Origin of the sequence: Nakamurella alba, assembly GCF_009707545.1 — a bacterium.
Lineage (GTDB): Bacteria > Actinomycetota > Actinomycetes > Mycobacteriales > Nakamurellaceae > Nakamurella > Nakamurella alba.
Genome location: NZ_WLYK01000011.1, coordinates 82,380 through 104,467, shown reverse-complemented (window position 1 = coordinate 104,467; position 22,088 = coordinate 82,380). Strand labels below are relative to the sequence as shown.

22 protein-coding genes are annotated in these 22,088 nt (G+C 72.3%); 9 read left to right on the top strand and 13 right to left on the bottom strand.

All coding sequences use genetic code 11. The features are described 5' to 3' along the window. Positions 1-101 precede the first annotated feature (101 nt). The 3 genes from GIS00_RS22410 to GIS00_RS22400 form a co-directional block, all read right to left on the bottom strand. Positions 102-1,538, bottom strand: coding sequence for an FAD-binding oxidoreductase (locus GIS00_RS22410; protein WP_230314002.1), 1,437 nt, complete (start codon positions 1,536-1,538; stop codon positions 102-104). A 222-nt stretch (positions 1,539-1,760) separates the two neighbouring features. Continuing rightward, positions 1,761-3,656, bottom strand: coding sequence for a helix-turn-helix domain-containing protein (locus GIS00_RS22405; protein WP_154770699.1), 1,896 nt, complete (start codon positions 3,654-3,656; stop codon positions 1,761-1,763). After that, a complete protein-coding gene (locus GIS00_RS22400; RefSeq protein WP_154770698.1) occupies positions 3,646-4,470 on the bottom strand; it encodes an alpha/beta fold hydrolase in 825 nt (274 codons plus the stop codon). The genes GIS00_RS22405 and GIS00_RS22400 overlap by 11 nt, the downstream gene beginning before the upstream one ends. A 149-nt stretch (positions 4,471-4,619) precedes the next feature. Between GIS00_RS22400 and GIS00_RS22395 the strand changes: the two genes are divergently transcribed. Then, on the top strand, positions 4,620-5,240 hold the full coding sequence (locus GIS00_RS22395; RefSeq protein WP_154770697.1) for a class I SAM-dependent methyltransferase: 621 nt from the start codon (positions 4,620-4,622) through the stop codon (positions 5,238-5,240). Positions 5,241-5,318: 78 nt separating this feature from the next. On the opposite strand, the gene GIS00_RS22390 is transcribed toward GIS00_RS22395, so the two are convergent. The 3 genes from GIS00_RS22390 to GIS00_RS22380 all read right to left on the bottom strand — a co-directional run bounded on the left by GIS00_RS22390 (position 5,319) and on the right by GIS00_RS22380 (position 6,347). Continuing rightward, on the bottom strand, positions 5,319-5,468 hold the full coding sequence (locus GIS00_RS22390) for a hypothetical protein (protein WP_154770696.1): 150 nt from the start codon (positions 5,466-5,468) through the stop codon (positions 5,319-5,321). Beyond that, on the bottom strand, positions 5,465-5,605 hold the full coding sequence (locus tag GIS00_RS22385; protein WP_154770695.1) for a hypothetical protein: 141 nt from the start codon (positions 5,603-5,605) through the stop codon (positions 5,465-5,467). Before GIS00_RS22385 ends, GIS00_RS22390 begins: the two co-directional genes overlap by 4 nt. Before the next feature lie 145 nt (positions 5,606-5,750). Continuing rightward, positions 5,751-6,347 (bottom strand): hypothetical protein, encoded by a 597-nt coding sequence (locus GIS00_RS22380; protein ID WP_154770694.1) that lies wholly within the window; start codon positions 6,345-6,347, stop codon positions 5,751-5,753. Positions 6,348-6,493: 146 nt separating this feature from the next. Here GIS00_RS22380 and GIS00_RS22375 point away from each other — a divergent pair, with 146 nt between their 5' ends. The 5 genes from GIS00_RS22375 (at position 6,494) to GIS00_RS22355 (ending at position 12,653) form a co-directional block, all read left to right on the top strand. Next, the gene (locus tag GIS00_RS22375; RefSeq protein ID WP_154770693.1) at positions 6,494-6,736 is read left to right on the top strand and encodes a hypothetical protein; all 243 of its coding nucleotides are present in this window, start codon (positions 6,494-6,496) and stop codon (positions 6,734-6,736) included. Positions 6,737-6,913: 177 nt separating this feature from the next. Further along, on the top strand, positions 6,914-7,285 hold the full coding sequence (locus GIS00_RS22370) for a YraN family protein (protein ID WP_322098309.1): 372 nt from the start codon (positions 6,914-6,916) through the stop codon (positions 7,283-7,285). Then, on the top strand, positions 7,285-8,805 hold the full coding sequence (locus GIS00_RS22365) for a YifB family Mg chelatase-like AAA ATPase (RefSeq protein WP_154770692.1): 1,521 nt from the start codon (positions 7,285-7,287) through the stop codon (positions 8,803-8,805). Before GIS00_RS22370 ends, GIS00_RS22365 begins: the two co-directional genes overlap by 1 nt. Next, the gene (gene dprA, locus GIS00_RS22360; RefSeq protein WP_154770691.1) at positions 8,802-10,043 is read left to right on the top strand and encodes a DNA-processing protein DprA; all 1,242 of its coding nucleotides are present in this window, start codon (positions 8,802-8,804) and stop codon (positions 10,041-10,043) included. Before GIS00_RS22365 ends, dprA begins: the two co-directional genes overlap by 4 nt. Positions 10,044-10,238: 195 nt before the next feature. Then, complete coding sequence (locus GIS00_RS22355) at positions 10,239-12,653, top strand: Ig-like domain repeat protein (protein ID WP_154770690.1); 2,415 nt, start codon at positions 10,239-10,241, stop codon at positions 12,651-12,653. On the opposite strand, the gene GIS00_RS22350 is transcribed toward GIS00_RS22355, so the two are convergent. Beyond that, complete coding sequence (locus tag GIS00_RS22350; protein WP_154770689.1) at positions 12,617-13,174, bottom strand: gamma carbonic anhydrase family protein; 558 nt, start codon at positions 13,172-13,174, stop codon at positions 12,617-12,619. The two genes, GIS00_RS22355 and GIS00_RS22350, sit on opposite strands and share 37 nt — an antisense overlap. Before the next feature lie 803 nt (positions 13,175-13,977). Here GIS00_RS22350 and GIS00_RS22345 point away from each other — a divergent pair. Continuing rightward, positions 13,978-14,766 carry a hypothetical protein gene (locus GIS00_RS22345; RefSeq protein ID WP_154770688.1) on the top strand — a complete coding sequence of 263 codons (789 nt, stop codon included), beginning with the start codon at positions 13,978-13,980 and terminating at the stop codon, positions 14,764-14,766. 155 nt (positions 14,767-14,921) lie between these two features. Here GIS00_RS22345 and GIS00_RS22340 read toward each other — a convergent pair whose 3' ends face one another. Then, positions 14,922-15,458, bottom strand: coding sequence for a TetR/AcrR family transcriptional regulator (locus GIS00_RS22340; RefSeq protein WP_322098308.1), 537 nt, complete (start codon positions 15,456-15,458; stop codon positions 14,922-14,924). 122 nt (positions 15,459-15,580) lie between these two features. Here GIS00_RS22340 and GIS00_RS22335 point away from each other — a divergent pair, with 122 nt between their 5' ends. Continuing rightward, the gene (locus GIS00_RS22335) at positions 15,581-16,651 is read left to right on the top strand and encodes an SDR family oxidoreductase (protein ID WP_154770686.1); all 1,071 of its coding nucleotides are present in this window, start codon (positions 15,581-15,583) and stop codon (positions 16,649-16,651) included. Between the two features lie 136 nt (positions 16,652-16,787). Continuing rightward, entirely contained in the window at positions 16,788-18,218 is a 1,431-nt protein-coding gene (locus GIS00_RS22330; protein WP_322098307.1) for an MFS transporter, read from the top strand. An 18-nt stretch (positions 18,219-18,236) separates the two neighbouring features. On the opposite strand, the gene GIS00_RS22325 is transcribed toward GIS00_RS22330, so the two are convergent. The 5 genes from GIS00_RS22325 to trmD form a co-directional block, all read right to left on the bottom strand. Next, on the bottom strand, positions 18,237-18,545 hold the full coding sequence (locus GIS00_RS22325; protein ID WP_154770685.1) for a DUF2469 domain-containing protein: 309 nt from the start codon (positions 18,543-18,545) through the stop codon (positions 18,237-18,239). A 30-nt stretch (positions 18,546-18,575) separates the two neighbouring features. Continuing rightward, on the bottom strand, positions 18,576-19,412 hold the full coding sequence (locus GIS00_RS22320; protein ID WP_322098306.1) for a ribonuclease HII: 837 nt from the start codon (positions 19,410-19,412) through the stop codon (positions 18,576-18,578). Beyond that, positions 19,409-20,380, bottom strand: a complete 972-nt coding sequence (lepB, locus tag GIS00_RS22315) for a signal peptidase I (protein ID WP_407666912.1) — start codon at positions 20,378-20,380, stop codon at positions 19,409-19,411. Before lepB ends, GIS00_RS22320 begins: the two co-directional genes overlap by 4 nt. 386 nt (positions 20,381-20,766) lie before the next feature. Next, positions 20,767-21,108: a 50S ribosomal protein L19 gene (rplS, locus tag GIS00_RS22310; protein ID WP_154770683.1), complete on the bottom strand. Its 342-nt coding sequence runs from the start codon at positions 21,106-21,108 to the stop codon at positions 20,767-20,769. 170 nt (positions 21,109-21,278) lie between these two features. Further along, a complete protein-coding gene (trmD, locus tag GIS00_RS22305) occupies positions 21,279-22,085 on the bottom strand; it encodes a tRNA (guanosine(37)-N1)-methyltransferase TrmD (RefSeq protein ID WP_322098305.1) in 807 nt (268 codons plus the stop codon). Between the last annotated feature and the right edge of the window lie 3 nt (positions 22,086-22,088).

Below are 22,088 nucleotides of genomic sequence, written 5' to 3'. Positions count from 1 at the left end.
GTCCGTCTGGGTCGGTGGTGTGGGCGTATCGGGTGGGAGTCGTTCGGGTGGGAGTCGTTCGGGTGGTGTGGTTCTCGCTGGTGCCGGGGTGCCCGGTGGGTTCACTCGCCGGGGTCGCCGACGACCTTGCCGGGGTTGAACAGGTCCAGTGGGTCGAGCGTGCGTTTCACGGCCAGCTGCATCGCCTGCACCGGCGCCGGCAGTTCGGCACGCATCCCGCGCCGCTTCAGCAGCCCGACGCCGTGCTCGCCGGTGACGGTGCCGCCGGCGGCGATGGCGGCGGTGAGCATCTCCTCGAAGGCGGCCTGCGCGGCCTCCCGGGCGGCGGCGTCGTCGGCCGGGCTCAGGATCAGCGGGTGCAGGTTGCCGTCGCCCGCGTGCGCGATGGTGGCGATCCGCACCTGGTGGCGGGCGGCGATCTCCTCGATCGCGGCCAGCACCACCGGCACCTGGGACCGCGGCACGCAGACGTCCTCGGTGAGCACCGGACCCAGCCGCTCCAGCGCCGGGTAGGCCAGGCGACGGGCCGAGAACAGTGCCTCCGCCTCGGTGTCGTCGGTGGACCGCTCGGCCCATACCGCACCGGCGCCGCGGAACGCCTCGGCCATCGCGGCGGCCTGCTCGTCGCCCACCACGCCTGGGGTGTCGATCTGCGCGAGCAGCATGGCGGCCGCGGACTTGCCGATACCGAGGTGCTTCCAGTCCTCGACGGCCTGCAGGCAGGCGCGGTCCAGCAGTTCCAGCGCTGCAGGCTCCAGTCCCAGCCGGGTGACCGCGGCGACCGCACGTCCGGCTGCGATCAGGTCGTCGAACTCGCCGACCACGGTGATCGGGGCGGACCGGCGGGCCGGCCGCAATTTCAGGGTGATCTCGGTGATCACCCCGAAGGTGCCTTCGGAACCGACGAACAGGCCGAGCAGGTCGTAGCCGCTGACCCCCTTGGTGGTGCGCCGGCCGAGCCGGACCGTGGTGCCGTACTCCCCCGCCGGGCCGCCGACGACGGCTTCGAGCCCGAGCACGTAGTCGCGGGTCACGCCGTACTTGAGGCAGCACAGGCCGCCGGCGTTGGTGGCGACGTTGCCGCCGATCGTCGACCACGGGGCGCTGGCCGGGTCCGGCGGGTACCAGAGCCCCTCCCGGGCCACTGCCGCCTTGAGGTCGTCGTTCACCACGCCGGGCTGGACGGTCGCGGTGAGGTTGTCGGTGTCGATCTCGAGGATGCGGTTCATCCGGGACAGGTCCAGCACCAGGCAGCCGTCGGTGGCATTGGCGCCGCCCGAGAGTCCGGTGCCCGCACCACGTGTCACCACCGGGATGCCGAGTTCCGCGCAGGCCGCGACCACCCTCGACACCTCGGCGGTGCTGTGCGGCCGGAAGGCCGCGAGCGGCACGCCGACCTCGGCCCATTCGGCGTCGTCGTGGGACAGGGCGGCGAGCACGTCGACGTCGGTCTCGAGCCGGAGTCCGTCCAGCCGGGCGGCCAACGCGGTGGCCGCGCCCGGCGCCGGTGTCGCAGCCATTGCGACGTGTGAGGTCATGCCGAGAACGCTAGGGGCCGGTGTCGTGGCTTCCTACGGAGGAACCCTCCGGCATTGTCCGAGCCCGGTGGAGATTCTCTCCATGCCTGAGGTCGCGGCCCGCTGCTCCGTCCGCTCCTCGCCCTTGCTCCCTCGTTCCTCGGTCGACACAGGGCTGCGATGCTCCCTCGCGCGACCGCTCCGGCCCTACTGGTCGCGGCCGGCACTCCTCGAGCACAGGGATCAGGACCGGGCCAGCAGCCGGTGGATCCGCAGCGCCAGCTGCACGTCGTGCGCCCGGTCGCCGTCCCGCCAGCCCTCACCGAGCCGGTCGGTGATCCGGTCCAGCCGCTGGTAGAGCGTGTTCACGTGGATCTGCAGTGCCGCGGCGGTGCCCGCGTGCTGCCGCCCGCCGGACAGGAACACGTCCATCGTGCGCACGAGATCCGTACCCCGCGAACGGTCGTGGTCGATCACCGCGCCGATGGTGGCCCGGACGAAGCGGGCGGCGTCGTCCCGGCCGGCCCGGCTGAGCAGGAACCGGTACGGCCCGAGCTCGTCGACCGTCGCCAGATCCCCGACCCGGCCCAGGGCGTGCAGGGCCGCCACGCAGCCGACGGCGGCGTCGTACCCGTCTGCCAGACCGGCGGATCCGGCGGTGGCGGTGGCGATGCCGACCGTCGCCTGGGACCGCCACCGCCGGCGCAGGGCGGTCCGCACGGTCTCCTCGGCGGCCGGGGTCACCAGCACGACGGCGCCGAGCACCCGCTCGGCGAGGCCGCCGTTCCTGTCCACCACCTCACGGGCCAGCGCCAGCGCCGGACCGGCGTTGTCCGGCAACGGTTCCAGCACCGCCACGGTGTGCGCCGAGGCAAGGTCGAGGCCGAGATGCCTGGCCCGGCCGGTCATCGCCGTCTCGTCGTCGATCCTGCGCGAGAGGATCTGCTCGAGAAGTTCGGTGGTGGTGCGCCGTTCGGCATCCAGCAGGGCGCGTTCGGAGAAGGCAACCAGGGCGATGGTCATGGCGGCGCGTTCCAGCATCCGGACATCGGCATCGGACACCACGGCGGCGTCCAGCCGCACCTGCAACGCACCGACGTAGTCCTGCGGGGTGGCGATCGGCACGGTCACCGTCGAGCGTTCCACCCGGGTCCGCCGCATGGCCGGGTCGGTGAACACCCGGGCCGCGCCGCGACCCGAGACCGGTTCCAACGAGACGGTTTCCACCTCCGCGCCACTGGCGGCGGCGGTCACCACGCGGTCGGCGGCATCGGCGAACAACACAGTGCCGGCCACCACCGAGGAGAGTGTCCGCACCACGTCCGGCACCCGCCCGGCCCGGGTGGCCACCTCGAGCAGCGTCTCGTGCAGGGTGGCAGCCCGGTTGATGCTGTCCAGGGTGGCGGAGAGCTGCTCGTTCGTGCGCTCCAGGGCGGCGGTGCTGTGCCGGTACCCCTCGATCAGCCGGGCGTTGTCGATGGCCACCGCGGCGATCGAGCCGAGCGACCCGAGCAGCGAGATCTCGGCCGCGCCGAAGTGCCGCACCTCGCGCTGGGACACCATCAGCACGCCGATCACCGAGCCCCGCAGTCGCAACGGCGCACCGAGAATGGTGCGCAGGCCCTCGGTGTCGGCGACCTGGTCGACCTGCTCCTGGTGCGCGAGAGCGCGGTCGGCGAGGTAGTCGCGGCTCTGCACCGGCTCGGCCAGCTCGACCACCCGGCCCGCCAGGCCGCTGCGCGGGGCCAGCACGATGCCACGCAGGTTCGGCCCGGTCGACCCGTCGGTGACCCGGATGGTCAGGCTCTGGTCGTCCTCGACGAGGGCGAGGTAGGCGACGTCGACAGCCAGCAGCCGGCGGGCGTGGCTGACGGTGTCCTGCAGCAGGGCGTCCAGCGAGTGCTCGCGGGACAGCCGGAGCGAGAGGTCGTACAGGCTGGTCAGTTCCGCGGCGTGCGCGCGGTGCTCGACGAGCTGGGCCAGCAGCTGCTCGGCCCGGCCGGCCTCGGCGGTGATGACCGACCTGGCGGTCTCGGACCGGGTGCTGCGCAGCGCCGACCGGCGCGCCGCGGCCAGCCCGGCGGCATCGGTGCCGTCGAGCAGCAGCTGCAGCCAGGACGGCCCGGGGTCAGCAGGCACGCAGGAAGTCCAGGACCGCGGCGTTGAACGCCTCCGCCTGGTCGGTGTTCGTGGAGTGGCCGGCGTCCTCCAGGATCACCGCCTGCACCTTCTCGTTGAGTGCGGCCGCAGCCGTGGCGTGCTCGCACGGCCAGAACTGACTGAGCCGGCCGGCGACGAACAGCGCCGGCACGTCGAGCCGGGCGATCACGTCCCGCCAGTCGGCGGCGGCGTGGTCCTGCAGCAGCGGGCGGGTCTGCGGCGCGGCCGGGTCGGCCCACTGCAGCGGGCCGGTGGCCGCGGCCAGCATGCGGGCGACGCCGGCCTGCACGACGGCCGGGTCCGGGCCGTGACCGGTGTCCGGGATGCCGGCATCGAAGAACGTGCCGACGTTGTCGGGGGTGAGACCGTAGAAGCCGTGGGGCCAGTCGCCCGTGCTGACCATCTTCGGGGTCTGGTCGACGCACACGTAGGCGCGGACCCGGTCGGTGCCGAACAGATCGGTGTAGGCCCAGAGGGCGTTGCCGCCCATGGACTGGCCGATCAGCACCACGTCCGACAGCCCGAGGTGGTCGAGCAACTGGTGCAGGTCGGCGCCGTGCCGCGCCATCCGCTGGCCGTGGAACGGCGACTCCGATCCCCCGTGTGAACGGCGGTCGAACCCGATCACCCGGTGACCGGCGTCCCGCAGGGCCGGGACCTGCAGCGACCAGCTCGTTGCCGGCGCGGTGAAACCGGCGACCAGCACCACCGGCGGTCCGCTGCCGGTGTCGGTGTACGCCAGTCGCACCCCGTCATTGGTCAGGAAGCTGTTGCTGCTCGTACCGCTGGGCATCTCACGTCCTTGTGGTCCGCAGGTGGATTCGTCGCCGATCTCCATCACAGCACACCCGTAGATGGAGGATCCCTCCACCACGGGAGCGCAGCGCTGTACCGGTCGTCCACAGATGCGGTCGGCGGTGGTGCCGTGCCAGGCTCTGCTCCATGGGGTTCGCGGAGCAGGTGCGCAGCAGTTACGACGCCGTGGCCGGCCGGTACACGGCCGAGGTGGCCGGGGAGCTGGTCGGCAAGCCGCTGGACCGCGCGCTGCTGGACATGTTCGCGGAGCTGGCCGCGGGTGGCCCGGTGGTCGACGCCGGGTGCGGGCCCGGCCATGTCGCGGCCCGGATCGGCGCGGTCGGGCTCGACCTGTCGCCGGCGATGTGTGCGCAGGCGCGGGCCGCAGGCGTGCCGGCCGCCGCGGCGGACATGACGGCGCTGCCGGTGGCCTCCGGATCGGTGGCCGGTGTCGTGTCGTTCTACGCGGTGATCCACCTGCCGGACCCGGCGGCCGCGTACCGGGAGTTCGCCCGGGTGGTGCGTCCCGGCGGTCATCTGCTGCTGGCGTTCCACGAGTCGGACGCGGAGACCGGACCGGGGCGGGCCCGACGGATGACCGAGTGGTGGGGCGAGCAGGTCGATCTCGACTTCCACTTCCTCGATCCCGCGGTGCAGGTCGGGCTGCTGGAGCAGTCCGGGTGGCAGCTGGTCGCGCGGGTGGACCGAGAGGCGATCCCCGGCGTGGAGCACGCCAGCCGGCGGTGCTACCTGCTGGCGCAACGCTGACGCGCGGGACGCGGGCACAGCAGCGTCCGCGGCGGTGGTCCTGGTTGCGGACACACTGCCACGGACGCTGCCGACCCCTCAGATATCGGCGCCCTGCCGGGTCGCCATGGTCATCAGTTCCCGGCGTTCCCGATCGGAGGCCGCGGTCGCGATCGCGAACTGGATGCTCCGGCGGTAGGTCTCCCGGAGCTCACGGCGGCGGCGGGCCGCCCGCGTGACGCGGTTCATCGGACAGCTCCGCTCATCGAGCGGTGCTGATCGATCAGGTGGCTCTGGCCGGCGCGGGCCCGGGCCGTGTCGATCGCCGCGCCGATGGTGCGACCGCGGGTCGACGACCGACGGAGGGCTGCGGTGATGCGGGACATGATGACTCTTCCTCGTTGCAGGGCGGCGATCCCGGTTGGATCGCCGCTTCACGAGGGAAGGACCCGGCCGCATCGGCGGTGATACAAGAACTTCTGGTGGGACCCGGAAGTTCTGCGGGGCAGCGCATCCGGTGCCACCGGACGGCTACTTCTGCCGCAGCACCTCGAGGTCGTACTTCGCGACCAGCTCGGGGTTCTCGAGATCGATGACCCGCTGCCCGGCCTCGCGCAGCCGGTCGTTGACCGCGTCGAGATTGGCTCGCACGGTTGCCTTCTCGTTCTCGGTGATGCGGCCGCGGTGCGGCGTGCCCGCATGCTCGAGGCTGGAGTAGTCGATCTTGGCCGTGGCCGGCTTCGGCGCCGACCGCTGCGCCACCGAGGCGCCGAACCGGGCCCGCGGCAGGTCGTCGACCGGGTCCGGGGCGTACTGCGACGCGCTCTTCAGCGCCTCCGCGGCGTTCCCGGACTGGAAGAGCTTGCCGAAGTCCTCGACGGTGAGCACGATGCGCTCCGGCGGGGTGTCCGGGATGACCAGCTCGAGGGTGACCAGCTCGACGTTGGTGCTGGCCAGGTTGAGCACCTCGTACTTGTCGACGTCCAGCCGCACCGGCGTGTCCAGCTCCGGGTGCTGCAGGACCCGCAGCTGCGCCACGTTCTCCGGCCGACCGATCTCCTTGCCCGTCAGATCACTGAACACGACCATCTTCCGCGCCATCAGCCGCTCTCCCGTTTCCGCTCGCATGCCCCCGTCGATCCTGCACGGAGCCTAGGTCATGGTGGGCCCCTCACCGGTCGACCACGGGCGTCCGCCGATTCCGTCACCCGGACCGCGGGTACCCCGTGCGCAGACGGATCCGGTGGGGTGACGCGGCGGACGAGGAGGCAGGCGTGTCGTCAGGGACCTGGTGGGGCTTCGCGATCGTCGGCCTGGTGGTGGGTGTGCCGCTCCTGCTGTTCCCGCGGCAGGTCTCCGGCTGGAACCGGCGGACCAGCCGGACCATGGGCTACGCCGTTCCTGAGGAGTCCTCACCCCGGCAGGGGCCGTGGGGTGCTCGGTACACGCGGATCCTCGGCACGGTCTGCGCCGTGGTCGGGCTCGTCTGTCTGATCTTCGCCCTCACCTCCGGCTGACCCGCTCGTCACCACCGGACCACACCCGCAGCGTGGTCCGAGCGATGTGTCCGTGCGGCTCTGTCCACATCCCCGGCTCTGTCCACACTGTGACCCGGCCGACCCCACGGAAGTGCTGTGCCGACGGCACTGTGGTGCCCGGCGTGCCGGAACCACTCCGGCCGGAGGGGGACTGCGGTGGACGGCACACGATTGACGAAGGACGAGTTGGGCCGCTGGGGCGAGGATCTCGCCGCCCGCCACCTCGAGGACACCGGGCTGGTGGTGATCGCCCGGAACTGGCGCTGCCGCGAGGGCGAGCTCGACATCGTCGCCGCGGACACCGACGGCCGCCTGGTGATCTGCGAGGTCAAGACCCGCTCCGGCACCGGCTACGGGCTGCCCGCCGAGGCCGTCACCGCCGGCAAACGCCGCAAGCTCCGCCGGCTCGCCCAGCTCTTCGCCGGCGAGTACGGCCGCGGCTGGATGTCCTTCCGCTTCGACGTCGTCAGCGTGCTGGCACCGCCCGGTGCCACCCCCACCATCACCCACCTCGCCGAGGCGTTCTGATGAAACTCGCCCGCACCTGGTCCGTCGCCCTCGCCGGGGTCAGCGGCCACCTCGTGTCCGTCGAGGCCCACATCGCCCCCGGCCTGCCCGGTGCGACCGTCATCGGCCTCGGCGACGCCGCCGTCGTCCAGGCCCGCGACCGGGTCCGCGCCGCCGTGCAGAACTCGCGCTACAAATGGCCCGAGACCCGCATCACCCTCGCCCTGTCCCCCGCCGCCCTGCCCAAACGCGGTGCCGGCTACGACCTCGCCCTGGCCATCGCCCTGCTCGCCGCCGCCGGCGACGTCCCCGCCGCCGACGCCGCCCGCCCGATCCTGCTCGGCGAACTCGCCCTCGACGGCTCTGTCCGGCCCGTCCACGGCGTCCTGCCCAGCCTGCTCACCGCCCGCGCCGCCGGCCGCACCAGCGCCGTCGTCCCCGCCGACAACCTGAATGAGGCCTGCCTCGCCGACGGCATGGACGTCCTCGGGGCCCGCACCCTCGCCGACCTCGTCCACCACCTTCGCGGCGAGAGCTCCGCACTGGAACGACAACTCCAGCGCCGGCCACCCGACGAAACCCCGCTGCCCGACATGCGCGACGTCATCGGACAACCCGAAGGACGACGCGCCCTGGAGATCGCCGCCGCCGGCGGCCACCACCTCGTCATGATCGGACCACCCGGCGCCGGCAAGACCATGCTCGCCACCCGCCTGCCCTCCATCCTCCCCGCCCTCGACGACGACCAGGCCCTCGAGGTGACCGCCGTCCACTCCGTCGCCGGCATCCTCGACGACCACACACCCCTGGTCACCCGACCACCCTTCGTCGACCCCCACCACTCCGCCTCCGTCGCCGCCGTCATCGGCGGCGGCTCCGGACTCATCCGCCCCGGCAACGCCTCCATGGCCCACCGCGGCGTCCTGTTCCTCGACGAGGCGCCGGAGTTCCGGCCGACGGTGCTGGACGCGTTGCGACAGCCGATGGAATCGGGGGTGGCGGTGCTGGCCCGGGCGTCCGGAGTGGTCCGGTACCCGGCCAGGTTCCAGCTGGTGCTGGCCGCCAACCCGTGCCCGTGTGCGGCGGCGCTGGACATCAACTGCACCTGCGCGCCCGGCGTCCGCCGCCGCTACCTCGCCCGATTGTCCGGCCCGTTGCTCGACCGGGTCGACATCCGGGTCGAGCTGCCGGCGCTGGGGCCGGCGGATCTCGCGATGGCCGCCGACGAGACACCCGAGTCCTCCGAGGAGATCCTGGTGCGGGTGGTCCGGGCCCGGGAACGCGCCGCCGCCCGGTGGTCCGGCACGACACACCGCACCAACGCGGAGGTGTCCGGTCCGGAGATCCGGCGCTGGTGGCGGCCCAGCGGGCGATCGGCCGCGCTGGTCGACCGGGCCGCCGAACAGGGCCGGCTGACCGGCCGCGGCTACGACCGGGTGCTGCGCGTCGCCGCGACCTGCGCCGACCTCGCCGGCCGGGACACCCCCGAACTGCCGGACGTCGCCACCGCTCTGGCCCTGCGCTGCGGGGAGGCCGCGTGAGCACGACCGATGTCGACGATCTGCCGGGCACGGGCGCTGCGGCCCCGATCGCGGTGAGGATCGCCCGGGCCGGCCTGCTCCGCGCCTGCGAACCATCCGCCCGCGGTGTCGCAGCGCTCGTCGAACTGGTCGGCCCGGTCCGGGCCTGGCACGCGGTCCGCAGCCGCACCGCCACCGCGGGCCTGCCCGTCGAGTGGATGGCCGAGACCGACGCCCGCACCGCCGGTCTCACGCCCGGACAACTGGACGACACGGCCCGCGCCGACCTGGCCACGGCCGGGCGGGTCGGCGCCCGCCTGGTGGTCCCGGAGGACGAGGAGTGGCCGGCCGCGGCACTGCACGGGCTGTGGCAGGTCGACCGGATCGCAGACCGGACGACCGCCCCTCCGGTCGCCCTGTACGTCCGTGGTGGCAGCATCGGCGATCTCCCACACACCGGCATCACCGTCGTCGGGTCACGCGCCGCGACCGCCTACGGCCAGCGGGTCGCGGCCGATCTCGGTCACGCACTGGCCGATGCCGGTCTGACCGTGGTGTCCGGCGCCGCGTTCGGTATCGACGCCTCCGCCCACCGCGCAGCGATGGCTGCACAGGCTCAGCTGCCCACCCTCGCCGTGCTCGCCTGCGGCATCGACCGGGCCTACCCGGCCGCGAACGCCGCCCTCATCGAGCGGATCGGCGAGCTGGGCGCCGTTGTCACCGAATACCCGCCCGGCACCCACCCGTCCCGGCTGCGGTTCCTGGTCCGCAACCGGCTCATCGCCGCGCTCGGCGCGGCGACGATCGTGGTCGAAGCGGGGATCCGGTCCGGCACCCTGTCCACCGCCGGCGCCGCGGAGAAACTGCACCGCCCGCTGATGGTCGTGCCGGGCCCGGTGACCTCGGCGTTGTCCGTCGGCTGCCACCGCCTGTTGCAGGAACCGGGTCGGCACCTCGTGACCGGACCGGCCGACGTGCTGGAGATCCTTCGCCCCGTCGAGCACCTCGGCGACCAGGGTCACCTGTTCGAGACACCCACCGCCCCGGCGGATGACGACCTCGGCCCCAGCGTCAAGGCCGTCTCCGACGCCCTGTCCGTCCGGCTGGCCCGGACCGTCCCCGAGATCGCCAGGGACACAGGCCTTCCCACCCGCGACGCCCTCGACGCCCTGGCCGTGCTCGAGGCCTCCGGGCTGGCATCACGCACCGGCACCGGATGGCGTCGCTCGCCACGGACGAGAACCCGCCGCAGCCAGTGACGGAACACGACCGACCGGGCGCCCGGTCATGTCGTCAGCCGGCAAGGACGGGTGGGTGGTGACTCTTCGTCGCGAAGCAATCTACACGAAAGGGACACTGGATGACCCGAATGTGGTCCTGTGTGAATAGCCCATCGGCATTACGTTCAAGCCAGACGTCGGTACTCACCGACACCTCTTGCACCGGAGGCCCACATGAAGCACCGCACCGCAGGACACCGGACGACCGGCCGGGGCACCGTGCTGCTGTCCGTGCTGGTGATCGCCGGTCTGGCCCTGGCGGTCCCGGCTGGTGCGAGCACGACCGACGACGAGAAGGCTGCTGCGGCCGTGACGGAGTCCGACGGGGAGAAGGCCACCGATCCGGGCACGGAAGGGCAGTCGGACCAGCCGCTGCGCAGCCGTAAACGGATGGGTGCCGGGACCGCGAAGGACGACGCGGCAGGTCGCGAGGTGACCGACACCTCGAGCGGTCGCTCCGTCGTCACCGCCTGGAGTACCGACACCATCGACACCCCCGAGTCGCTCCGCGGCGCCACGGTCACCTCTGTCGCGGCCGGCGCCGCGCACCTGCTCGCCCTGACCGCCGAGGGGACCGTCATTGCCTGGGGCGACAACACTCTCGGCCAGACCGATGTGCCGCGCGAGATCCAGGAGGTCGGCGTCACCGCGATCGCGGCCGGCGGCGGCATGAGCCTGGCGCTGACCCGCGGTGCTCGACTCGCGTTCTGGGGCAGCACCTCCGGCAAGCCCGTCGAGCCGACCATGGTCGAGGTGCCGGAGAAGGTCGGCATCACCGCGATCGCAGCCGGCGAGCACCACTTCCTGGCACTGACCGACGCGGGTCAGGTCCTGGCCTGGGGTGAGGACACCACCGGCGAGACGGAGGTGCCGAAGTCCCTGCAGGACCGGACGGTCGTCGCCATCGCCGCGGGCCGTTCGTTCAGCATGGCCCTCACCGATGACGGTCGGGTGACCATGTGGGGTGACGGCGGCAAGGAGATCGCCGCGCTGCCGGAGGTTCTCGGGAAGACCACCGTCACCTCCATCGCAGCCGGCCCGACGGTCGCCGCCGCGATCACGTCCGACGGGACGCTTGTCCTGCAGGGTCCCGACTCACCCGTGCTGCGTCTGCCGGAGGAACTCGGCAAGCAGCAGGTCACTTCTGTCGCCATCGGCGATACCCACGCCGTCGCATTCACCGGGGACGGCACGGTCATCGCCTGGGGCAACGACCGCAAGGACAACCCGGTCGTGGTCCCGGAGTCGTTGGCGAAGCAGCGCGTGCTGAAGATCGCCGCGGGCGGCGACACCACCGTCGTACTCGGCACGCCGGTCACCGACGAGAAGCCCGCCGAAGAGCCGACGGACGAGAAGCCCACCGAGGAAACCCCGGCCGACACCACGGATCCCACAGCCGGGACCCCGACCGGGCAGCCGACCGACGAGAAGCCCACCGAGGAAACCCCGGCCGACACCACCGACCCCGAGGCCGAGGTCCCGACCGAGCAGCCGACCGACGAGAAGCCCACCGAGGAAACCCCGGCCGACACCACCGACCCCGAGGCCGAGGTCCCGACCGAGCAGCCGACCGACGAGAAGCCCACTGACGAGACTCCGGCCGAATCCGTCGACCCGAAGGGTGAGGCGCCGGCGAAGCAGCCGGTCGACGACGCCCCGGTCATTGATCTCCCGGACGAGCAGGGCTCCACCGACACCGGTTCCACCGAGCCGGGCGCCGCTGACACGGGTTCCGCCGACACGGGTTCCGCCGACACGGGTTCCACCGAGGTCCCGACCAACAGCTCCGTCCCTGACGACAGCCCGACCCAGGAGCCCGAGGACACCGGAACCGGCGAGACCCCACAGGTCGAGCCGGAGAGCGCGACCCGCACCACCGTCACGATCACCCCGACCGCTCTCACTGCGACGGTCAAGGACCAGCAGTCCGGCGCACCGATCACCGACGGCACTGTCCGGTTCAGCGTCGACGGCCGGAACGTCGGCAGCTCACCGGTGGTCGCCGGGACCGCGACGGTCGTGCACCGGATGCCCACCGGAGGCAGCCCGACGGTGACCGCGACCTACGGCGGCGTCAGCACCCATGCCTCCTCCACGACCGAGGTCACCCGGGTCGACCCGTCCATCGTCGCGCGTCCGGCCACCTCGGCAGCGCCGACGGTGCACGGCTGGTACCGCTCCCCTGTCACGGTCGCCTTCGTGTGCAGCACCGGCTCCGCACCGCTGGCCTCGGCCTGCCCGCCGCCCGTCCGGTTCACCGTGAGCGGCGCGAAGCGCACGACGACCCGCGAGATCGTCGCCACCGACGGTGGTTCCGCCGAGGTCACCTCACCGGCCATCAATCTCGACACGGTGGCACCGAAGGTGTCCATCGCCGGACTGCCGGCCGGGACACGATCGGTGACCAGCGTTCCGGTGCTCCGTTGCGCGGCGAGCGATGGCCTGTCCGGCCTCGCGAAGTGTTCCCTGCAGACCCGGACGTTCGGCCGCACCACCCAGATCTGGGCGACCGCGACCGACAAGGCCGGCAACATGACGACCGTGTTCGGCAGCTACCGCTCGACGCTCCCGCTGCGCCCCGCGCGCTGATCCGCCGCGTACTCGGCGACCAGCTCCACGTAGCGCTCGGCGGTCTGCGCGACCCCTGCCTGCTCGGCCTCGGTGAGCTCGCGGCGCACCTTGGCGGGCACACCGGCGGCCAGGCTGCCGGGCGGGATCTCCGTACCCTCCAGCACCACGGCCCCGGCGGCCACCATGGCCCCGGCGCCGATGTGCGCCCCGTTGAGCACCACCGCGCCCATCCCGATCAGTGCGCGGTCGTCGACGGTGCAACCGTGCAGCACGGCGCGGTGGCCGACGCTGACGCCGCGGCCCAGCCGGGCCGGGAACCCCGGGTCGGCGTGCACCACGACCCCGTCCTGCAGGTTGCAGTCCGGTCCGATGTCGATCGACTCCCGGTCCGCCCGCACCACCGCGCCGAAGAGCACTCCCGCCCGATCGCCCACGGTCACCCGGCCGATCACCGTCGCGCCCGGCGCGATCCAGGCGGAGTCGGAGATGGCCGGGGTGATCCCGCCGAAGGTGATGATCCGGGGTGCGTCGTCGCTCATCGCCCGAATCTATCGAGAGCACACCCCTGCCCCGCCACCGGCGCCGGAGTCGCACAGGCGGCACGGATCCTCGACTCCGCCCCAACCACTCCGGCGCGTCCGTCATCGGCGCCCTAATCCCCGGCTGGGCAGGCCGTCAACACGACCAGGGGTACCCGACAGACCGTGATCCGTCACCAGGCGGCGATGTCGACCTCGCCGAGTCCCATCCGGTTCCCCCGCCGGGTCGCCGTGATCCCCGTCGACGCCCGCGAGCTCCCCTGCACACCGCTCATGCCCGACACCCTGTCCCCTCGCGGCCGGCGACATCTGTGACGCCGGTCTCCTGAATCATCCGGTACGTCACCCTCCGCGGATGGGAGCCGGACCACCGATCACCCGAGAGGGCCACATCGGCAGGCCGTGGGGGCCACCCCGATGCGGCCGACATCCGCTGCACGCCAGGGTCATCCGACCGAAGTCTTCCGACAGGGTCTGCCACGGAACACTTCAGGGGCACCCCACCGCCGACCCGGCTGCTTGACAGCCCGCACCGGGCCGCTCTACAGGTGGCCGTCACCGGTTCGTCCGTCCGTGCACTGCGCCGCCGAAACCGGTTGATCTCGATAGTGTCTCGCCGCCACGACGCCCGGTGATCGGCGATCTGCTTCGGACTGGACTTACTCAGAGTGCCTTTCCCGTCACACTGCGTCGATCTACGGTCGTGCTCTCACAACAGCAGACCGGCCACCCGCCGGTCCGGACCGGCCCCGCAGGGGCCGACCAAGGGGTCAGCAATGAACAAGTGGCTTCGTTTTACCGGCGTGACCGCCGTCGTGGCCGGCGTGATGGCCTTCGGCATGGTCAGCGCCTCCGCTTCCGGGCCGGCCCGCACCGCCGCGGCCCCGGATCCGCTGGTCGAACTGCAGCAGGCGTCGTTCGTGGCGATCACGCCCTGCCGCATCGTCGACACCCGCGTCCAGGGAGGCCTTTTCGTCAGCAAGGAGACCCGCAGCTTCGTGGCCAGCGGCACCACCGGCTTCCAGGCACAGGGCGGCAAGGCCGGCGGCTGCGACATCCCGGTCACCGCCTCGTCGATCACCGCGAACATCAGCTCCGTCGGCGCCACCGGCAAGGGCTACATCCGGGCCTGGGCCGCCGACAGCACCGAGCCGAACGCGACCCTGCTGTCCTACAACGCCAACGAGAGCGGCGACAACCACGCCGTCATCCCGATCGTCCCGGGCGGCTCCCCCGCCTTCAAGATGAAGAACTACGCCGGCCCGACCGGCGTCGTCATCGACGTCACCGGCTACTACGCCGCACCGATCACCCTGTCGCTGGACTCGCTCGGCAACGTGCTCAACGGCAGCGCCGGCATCGAGAACGTCCTGCACCCGTCGACCGGCACCTACCTGGTGGACACGGGCATCGACGTCACGAACTGCGTGCCCACCGCCGTCTCGTCCAGCCCGCTCGGCGGGATCCTCGGTTCCACCGCCGAAGCCGTCGTCACGGACGTCAACACCATCGAGGTGAAGGTCGGCGCGCTCGGCCTCGGTGGACTGCTGACCCTGGTCGACGCCCCGACCGTGCTGCACCTGGTCTGCTGACACCAGCCGCAGCACCCACCCGGCACCCCGTCGCAACCACGCGGCGGGGTGCCGCGGTGTCCGGGGCAGCGGCCGGAGGACTCGACCTCAAGAATCGAGCCGCGCCGCCACACCGCTCCGAGACGACACCCGCAACGGCAGCAAGGTTCTCGGCCTCAGCCTGACGCCCGCAGCCCGTCCAGGATCAGCGCGAGCATCCGCGGCGACCGGTCCCCCGGGCCCGGCGCCGCCCGCCAGAGCGCGCCGGTGAGCTGCAGGAAATCGCCCGGATCGGCGTCGGTCCTGATGCTGCCGTCGGCCTTGCCCGCATCCAGAAACGCCGCGATGGAGGCGACAACCGGTCCGTAGGTCCGCTCGGTGATCGCCTGATGCGCACCGGGGCTGAGCGCATCCCCGAGCCCGTGCTTCTGCCGCATCGCCTCCACCAGGTCGGTGGTCCAGATCCGCAGCGCCTCCAGTGGCGTCGCGCCGGCCAGCAGCCCGGGCACGGCGCCGATGATCCGCTCCACCTCGTCCTGGTAGACCGCCAGGGCCAGCGCCTCCCGGGTCGGGAAGTTGCGGTAGAGCGTCCCCGGCCCGACACCGGCCCGCTGCGCGACCTGGTTCATCGACGCCCCACCGCCCTCCGCGAAGGCCTCCCGGGCCGCCGCGAGGATGCGCGCACGGTTCTGCAGCGCGTCGGACCGGACCACGGACAACCTCCCTCTAGCGAAGTGGAGACCTCTCCGTTACGGTAGTGGAGACCTCTCCACCTACCTTAGGGAGCAATCGTGCCGAACATCAACCCCGGCGGCGCCGTCGACGGAGCCCGGCGATGACCCCCACCACTGTCCTGGTCACCGGCGGCTCCGGCTTCATCGGCGGCTGGTGCGTCCTGGCCGCCCTCGATTCCGGCCACCACGTGCGCACCACCGTTCGCGACCCGGCGAAGGGAAACCGGCTCAGGGCGCAGTTGCACGCCGCCGCGTCCTTCGACGACGAGCGGCTCACGATCGTCCTGGCCGACCTGGGCGACGATGCCGGCTGGGCCGAGGCGGTGTCCGGCTGCGATGCCGTGCTGCACGTCGCCTCACCCACGCTGCGGACCACCGATCTGTCCGAGGACGAGATGATCGCGACCGCCCGCGACGGTGTCCTGCGGGTGCTCCGCGCGGCGCGTGACCACGGCGTCCGGCGGGTCGTGCTGACCAGCGCCTCCGGGGCGGTCGTCTACGGCCACCCACCGCAGACGGAGCCGTTCACCGAGGACGACTGGTCCGATGTCCCGATCCCGTCACAGCCGAGCGTCCCGCGGCCGTCAGGCCGCCATGTCACCGCTGTCCCGCCGTACCAGAAGTCGAAAACCCTTGCCGAGCGCGCCGCCTGGGAATTCGTCCGGTCCGAGGGCCGCGGACTCGAACTCGTCGCGATCAACCCGACCGCCGTCCTCGGACCGATGCTCGGCAACGACGACCCGCCCTCGCTGCGCACCATCCGCGGCATGCTCGCCGGAGCCCTGCCGGTGTGCCCACCGTTCGGCACCGGCTGGGTCGACGTCCGTGACGTCGCCGACCTGCACCTGCGCGCCATGACCGACCCGGCGGCGGCCGGCGAACGCTTCATCGCCACCTCCGGCCGCAGCCTCCGGATGGTGGAGATCGCGCGCGTCCTGCGTGAGCGCCTCGGCGACCGGGCCGCCAAGGCTCCGACGCGCGAGCTGCCGGTTTTCCTGGCGAAGGCGCTCGGCGTGATCAACCCGCAGCTGCGGGCGCTGCGACCGCAACTCGGCCTGAACCTCGACTCCACCAGCGCCAAGGCACAGCGGTTGCTCGGATGGCGCCCACGCCCGGTCGCCGACTCGATCGTCGACACGGCGGAGAGCATCCTCGCCCACACCGCGTCGTAGCACCGGCGTGCCGGACCGCCGACCACGGCGGCCGGACCCGCGACGGCAGTCCCCATGACCCTGCCGGCCGGAGCCTTCGCGGCACCCGCGCCCGGGAGCGGTCTGAGCACACCCGCCGCCGGACTAGCCTCGTCAGGTGAGTGCGAGCGGTCCGGCGACGACGACGGACGGGACAGGGGACACACCCACCCGGATCTGGCGCGGTCCGTTGCTCCGGCCGACGCTGGGCTCCTTCGCCCTGGTCTTCCTGGCGGCCTTCGAGGCGCTCGCCGTCACCACCGTCATGCCGGCCGTCAGCGAGGACCTGCAGGGCGGCACGCTGTATGCGCTGGCCTTCGCCGGTCCCCTGGCAGCGGGTGTCATCGGCATGGTCACCGCCGGTGCGCTGGCGGACCGCCGCGGACCGGCGGCGCCGCTGGTCGCGGCTGTGCTGTTCTTCGTCGTGGGGCTACTCGTCGCCGGTCTCGCGCCGACCATGCCGGTGCTGGTCGTCGGCCGGCTGATCCAGGGCCTCGGCGCGGGCGGCACCACGGTCGCCCTCTACGTGCTGGTCGCCCGGGTCTACCCGCCGCCGCTGCACCCGAAGATCTTCGCCGCGTTCTCCGCCGCCTGGGTGCTGCCCGCACTGGTCGGACCTGCACTGGCCGGCCTGATCGAGCACGCCGCCGGTTGGCGCTGGGTGTTCCTCGGCGTGGTGCTGCTGGTGGTGCCGGCCGGTCTTGCGCTCGCCCCGGCGCTGCGTGACCTGCGGCGGCAGACCATCGACATGCCCGCCCCGGAAACGCAGGAATCGACGGAATTCCCCTGGTCCCGGCTGGCCTGGGCGCTGCTCGGGGCGATCGGCGTGCTGGCACTGGATCTCTCGGGTCGGTTGCCGTCCCGGACCTGGATCGTGATCGGGGCGATCGTCGCGGCCGCCGTCACGGTGCTGGCCGTGCGGCCGCTGCTCCCCCGCGGCACCCTGCGCGCCGCCCGCGGCCTGCCCGCGGTGGTGCTGACCCGGGGCGCGATCTCTGCGACGTTCTTCGGCACCGAGGTCTACCTGCCCTACCTGCTGGTCAGCGACTACGGCTTCGCCGCCGGCACGGCCGGGCTGGCGCTCACCGCGGCCGGCCTGGCCTGGGCGTTGACCTCGCAGCTGCAGGGCCGGCTGGGCGAACGGCTGCCGGATGCGACTGCTGTCCGCTGGGGCGCCGCGCTGGTGCTGATCGGGGTCGCCGGGGTGCTGGCGACCGCCGCCGCCCACGGCTGGGCCGTGCTGTTGATCCTGGCCTGGGCCGCGTCCGGTGCCGGGATGGGCCTGGCCTACGCGCGGCTGACCGTGCTCACCCTGTCCGGGTCGACCCCGGGCAACCAGGGTTTCAACAGCGCCGCACTGTCGATCGCCGACTCGCTGGGCTCCGCGATGGCCCTCGCCGTCACCGGCATGTTGTCGGCGCTGCTGACCGCCGGCGGCACCGCGTTCGTCCCGAACTTCGTGCTGACCACCGCCCTCGGCGTCCTCGCCGTGACCCTCTCGCTCAGGGTGAGACCCGGACGAGCAGCTACGGTCCCGGCCCGGCAGTGAGCGAGTCGCGGCCCGGCCTCAGACCTCGGGCAGCCGCAGATCCGGCTTGTCCAGCTCCTCCACGTTCACGTCCTTGAAGGTGATCACCCGGACGTTCTTGACGAACCTGGCCGGCCGGTACATGTCCCAGACCCACGCATCCGACATCCGCACCTCGAAGTACAGGTCCCCGTCGCTGTTCCGGATCTGCACATCCACCGCGTTGCAGAGGTAGAACCTCCGCTCCGTCTCCACCACGTACGAGAACTGCGTGACGATGTCCCGGTACTCGCGGTAGAGCTGCAGTTCCATCTCGGTTTCGTACTGCTCGAGATCCTCAGCGCTCATGCCGCTCCTCCTGTCCGACTGCTCCGTCCATCATTGCGCACCGTCGGCCTCGTCGAAGGCATCGACGAGCGCGTCCGGATCCATCACCCCACCCGCCCCGTCGGGATCCGGCCCGGCGCCGGCCACCGGCAGGTTCCAGCTGCGCCGGTGCACCACGCTCGGCCCGACCCGGCGCAGTGCGGCCACGTGCTCGGACGTGCCGTAGCCCTTGTTGACCTCGAACTGGTACTCCGGGTGCGTGTCGGCCAGCGAGACCAGCATCGCGTCCCGGGTGGTCTTGGCCAGCACGCTGGCCCCGGCCACCCCGGCGCAGGTGAGGTCCGCCTTGATCCGGGTGCGGACGAGGGCCGGCGGTACCGCGAGTCCCTCGGCGAGACCGGCGTAGGCGGCCGGGACCAGGCTGTCCTCGGGGAACAGGCCGGGGTCCGGTTCGGTGAGGTAGTCGTGGTTGCCGTCCAGCAGCACCGCGTCCACGGGTCCGGACAACTGGTGCAGCGCACGGCGTCCGGCCAGGCGCAGGGCCGCGATGATGCCGACGGCGTCGATCTCGTCCGGGCTCGCGTGCCCCACGGCCCACTCGCCGACCCAGCGGCGCACCACCGGCGCGAGGGACTGCCGCGCGGCCGCGGTCAGCAGCTTGGAGTCGCGCAGCCCGGTGGGCACCCGGCCGATCCGTTCGGTCACCACGACGACGCCCACACTGACCGGCCCGGCCAGCGCACCCCGACCCACCTCGTCCATCGCCGCGAGCCGCAGCAGCCCGCCGCGCAGCAGTTCCTTCTCGAAGCGCAGGTGCGGGCGGTGCAACTGCTTGACCGGGGCCTTCCCGGCTCGTGGTCCTGCGGTACGCACGGCGGCCCGGGTCACGGGCTGCTCCGGGCCGCCCGCCGGGAGGCCCGTCTGGCCTTGCGCAGGCGGCGTCGCCGCGGGGTCATCGCCAGCCCGCCGCGCAGTCCGGCGGTGAGCAGCAGACCGCCGGTGATCGGCACCGCCGAGGCCGGCACCGATCCGGCCTGCCCGCCCGGGTCGATCTCCGGGTCACCGATGGTCTGCCACCGGCTCGGCGGCATCACGATGAAGATGGCCTTGCCGATGACGTTGTCGACCGGGATCGGCCGGGCACAGGAGCTGCCGTCGACGTTGGTCTCCTGGTACTGCTGCATGCCCTCGGCGGTCCGGCCCCAGCAGTAGACCGAGCTGTCCGCGGAGGCCGACCGGTGGTCGCCCATCACCCACAGCTGGCCCTCCGGCACGGTGAACGGCCCGAAGCAGCGGCGCGAGGTGTAGGAGAGCCCGTCCGGCGAGACGCTGCAGTCGTTGGAGGAGTCGCCCGGGGTGAACGGCAGCGGCTCGTACAGGTAGGGCTCGGTCAGCGACCGTCCGTCGACCTGCACGTTCCCCTGGTCGTCGCAGCACTGCACGGTCTGCCCGCCGACCGCGATCACCCGCTTCACGAAGTCCTTCTCGTCCGGCGGGGCGATGCCGACCACGGAACCGAGCGACTCGAAGATCTTGCCGTACCAGGTGGTCGCACCGGAGGTGCCGACCAGCTCGGGCGCCCAGGTGTCCGGTCCCTTGAAGACCACGACGTCGCCCTGGTGCGGGTCCCTGAAGTCGTAGACGATCTTGCTGACCAGGATCCGGTCACCGCCGGAGGTGACACCGTGCAGCGTCTTCTCCATCGAGCCGCTGGGCACGTAGTAGACCTTCGCGATGAACGTCTGGATCAGGAAGGTCAGCACGAACGCGACCAGGATCAGGATCGGCAGCTCGATCCAGAACGGTCGCTTCCCGCGCTTGTTCCGCTTGTCCGACTGCGAGCGCCACTTCCCCACCGCCGCCGCGTGGTCGTCGTCGGGGGCGTCCGGCGCGGGGCCGTCCGCATCCGTTGCGGCGGCGGTCACCGGGACGTCACCGCGGCGGTCGAGTGCGGTATCCGGGTCGGACTTCACCAGCCAGTCGTCGTGCGGACGGTCGGTGTCCGGCGCATCGGTGCGGCCGGTCCCGGCGGCGTCGTCGGGTGCGGGGTGATCGGGCTGGTTCATCAGGGATCAGGGTAGGGCTTCCACTGTCATGTCCGGGTGCACGGGCGCCACGGCCGGAGCGAGTCCATCACCGGGCGGCACACCCGGGAGACGCGAACGGCCGCCGCCCCGGGTGTCGGGGACGGCGGCCGTGCGGCAGCAGTGCTGGGAAGCGGGGCCGGAGAACCGGCCTGCGATCAGCGCTTCTCCTTGATCTTGGCGGCCTTGCCGCGCAGCTCGCGCAGGTAGTAGAGCTTGGCCCGGCGGACGTCGCCGCGGGTGACCAGCTCGATCTTGTCCAGGTTCGGGGAGTGGACCGGGAAGGTCCGCTCGACGCCGACGCCGAAGCTCACCTTGCGGACGGTGAAGGTCTCGCGGATGCCACCGCCCTGACGGCGGATGACGTGGCCGGCGAAGACCTGCACACGGGAGCGGGAGCCCTCGATGACCTTCACGTGCACCTTGACGGTGTCACCGGGGCGGAAGTCGGGGACGTCGTCCCGCAGGGAAGCGGAGTCCAGGGCGTCCAGGGTGTTCATGTCAGTTCCTCACTGGTGTACTGCGTCGAGCATCTCGTGGTGATCGCACGACCCCGGCGGGGTGGTGGAGCGACCCGGTGGTCCTACTGGCCCCGGGAATCGGGGTCAGGGCAGGTCGGTCGCGTCAGCGCAACCGCTCCAGTCTGCCAGAACGCGGCGCCGGAGTGAAATCAGCCGATGGGGTCTGCCTGATCCCCACCAGCACCGGCAGCAGCATCCCCTGCACCGGCACCTGCGTCGGCCTCGGCCAGCACAGCCCGGTCCCGTTCGTCCAACGACGACGGGTCCAGCGCGGCGATCAGGTCCGGACGGTGCCGGGCGGTGCGCCGCAGCGACTCGTCGCGGCGCCACCGGTCCACCGCGGCGTGGTTGCCGGACAGCAGCACCGGCGGCACCGGCAGCCCGCGGTACTCGGCCGGCCGGGTGTAGCTCGGGTACTCCAGCAGGCCTGGCGACCCGGTGCCGAAGGAGTCGGTGACGGCCGACATCGGGTTGCCGAGCACGCCCGGCAACAGTCGGGCGACGGCCTCCACCATCACCAGGACGGCGGCCTCTCCGCCGGCGAGAACGTAGTCACCGATGGACAACTCGTGCACCGGCAGCCGCGTCGAGGCCTCCTGCACCACCCGCTGGTCGATGCCCTCGTACCGCCCGCAGGCGAACACCAGGTGCTCCGCACCGGCGAGCTCGGCGGCGACGTCCTGGGTGAACGGGCGGCCGGCCGGGGTGGGCACGACGAGGGTCGATCCGGGCGGCGCCCAGGCGTCCAGGGCACGGCCCCACACGTCGGGTTTCATCACCATGCCGGCGCCGCCGCCGTAGGGCGAGTCGTCGACGGTGCGGTGCCGGTCGAACGCCTGCTCCCGCAGGTCGTGCACCTCGACCGAGAGCAGGCCGTCCTCGATCGCCCGGCCCAGCAGCGACTGCCGCAACGGCTCGAGGTATTCGGGGAAGATGGTGACAACGCTGAACTTCACCGG

What these genes read in the sequence shown, in the direction of transcription:
- GIS00_RS22385 (WP_154770695.1), bottom strand. Translation starts at nt 5,605, where the DNA reads ATGTCCCGCATCACCGCAGCCCTCCGTCGGTCGTCGACCCGCGGTCGC.
- GIS00_RS22365 (WP_154770692.1), top strand. Translation starts at nt 7,285, where the DNA reads ATGAAACTCGCCCGCACCTGGTCCGTCGCCCTCGCCGGGGTCAGCGGC.
- GIS00_RS22325 (WP_154770685.1), bottom strand. Translation starts at nt 18,545, where the DNA reads ATGAGCGCTGAGGATCTCGAGCAGTACGAAACCGAGATGGAACTGCAG.
- GIS00_RS22380 (WP_154770694.1), bottom strand. Translation starts at nt 6,347, where the DNA reads ATGCGAGCGGAAACGGGAGAGCGGCTGATGGCGCGGAAGATGGTCGTG.
- rplS (WP_154770683.1), bottom strand. Translation starts at nt 21,108, where the DNA reads ATGAACACCCTGGACGCCCTGGACTCCGCTTCCCTGCGGGACGACGTC.
- GIS00_RS22350 (WP_154770689.1), bottom strand. Translation starts at nt 13,174, where the DNA reads ATGAGCGACGACGCACCCCGGATCATCACCTTCGGCGGGATCACCCCG.
- GIS00_RS22390 (WP_154770696.1), bottom strand. Translation starts at nt 5,468, where the DNA reads ATGAACCGCGTCACGCGGGCGGCCCGCCGCCGCCGTGAGCTCCGGGAG.
- GIS00_RS22400 (WP_154770698.1), bottom strand. Translation starts at nt 4,470, where the DNA reads ATGCCCAGCGGTACGAGCAGCAACAGCTTCCTGACCAATGACGGGGTG.
- GIS00_RS22335 (WP_154770686.1), top strand. Translation starts at nt 15,581, where the DNA reads ATGACCCCCACCACTGTCCTGGTCACCGGCGGCTCCGGCTTCATCGGC.
- GIS00_RS22355 (WP_154770690.1), top strand. Translation starts at nt 10,239, where the DNA reads ATGAAGCACCGCACCGCAGGACACCGGACGACCGGCCGGGGCACCGTG.
- GIS00_RS22395 (WP_154770697.1), top strand. Translation starts at nt 4,620, where the DNA reads ATGGGGTTCGCGGAGCAGGTGCGCAGCAGTTACGACGCCGTGGCCGGC.
- GIS00_RS22410 (WP_230314002.1), bottom strand. Translation starts at nt 1,538, where the DNA reads ATGACCTCACACGTCGCAATGGCTGCGACACCGGCGCCGGGCGCGGCC.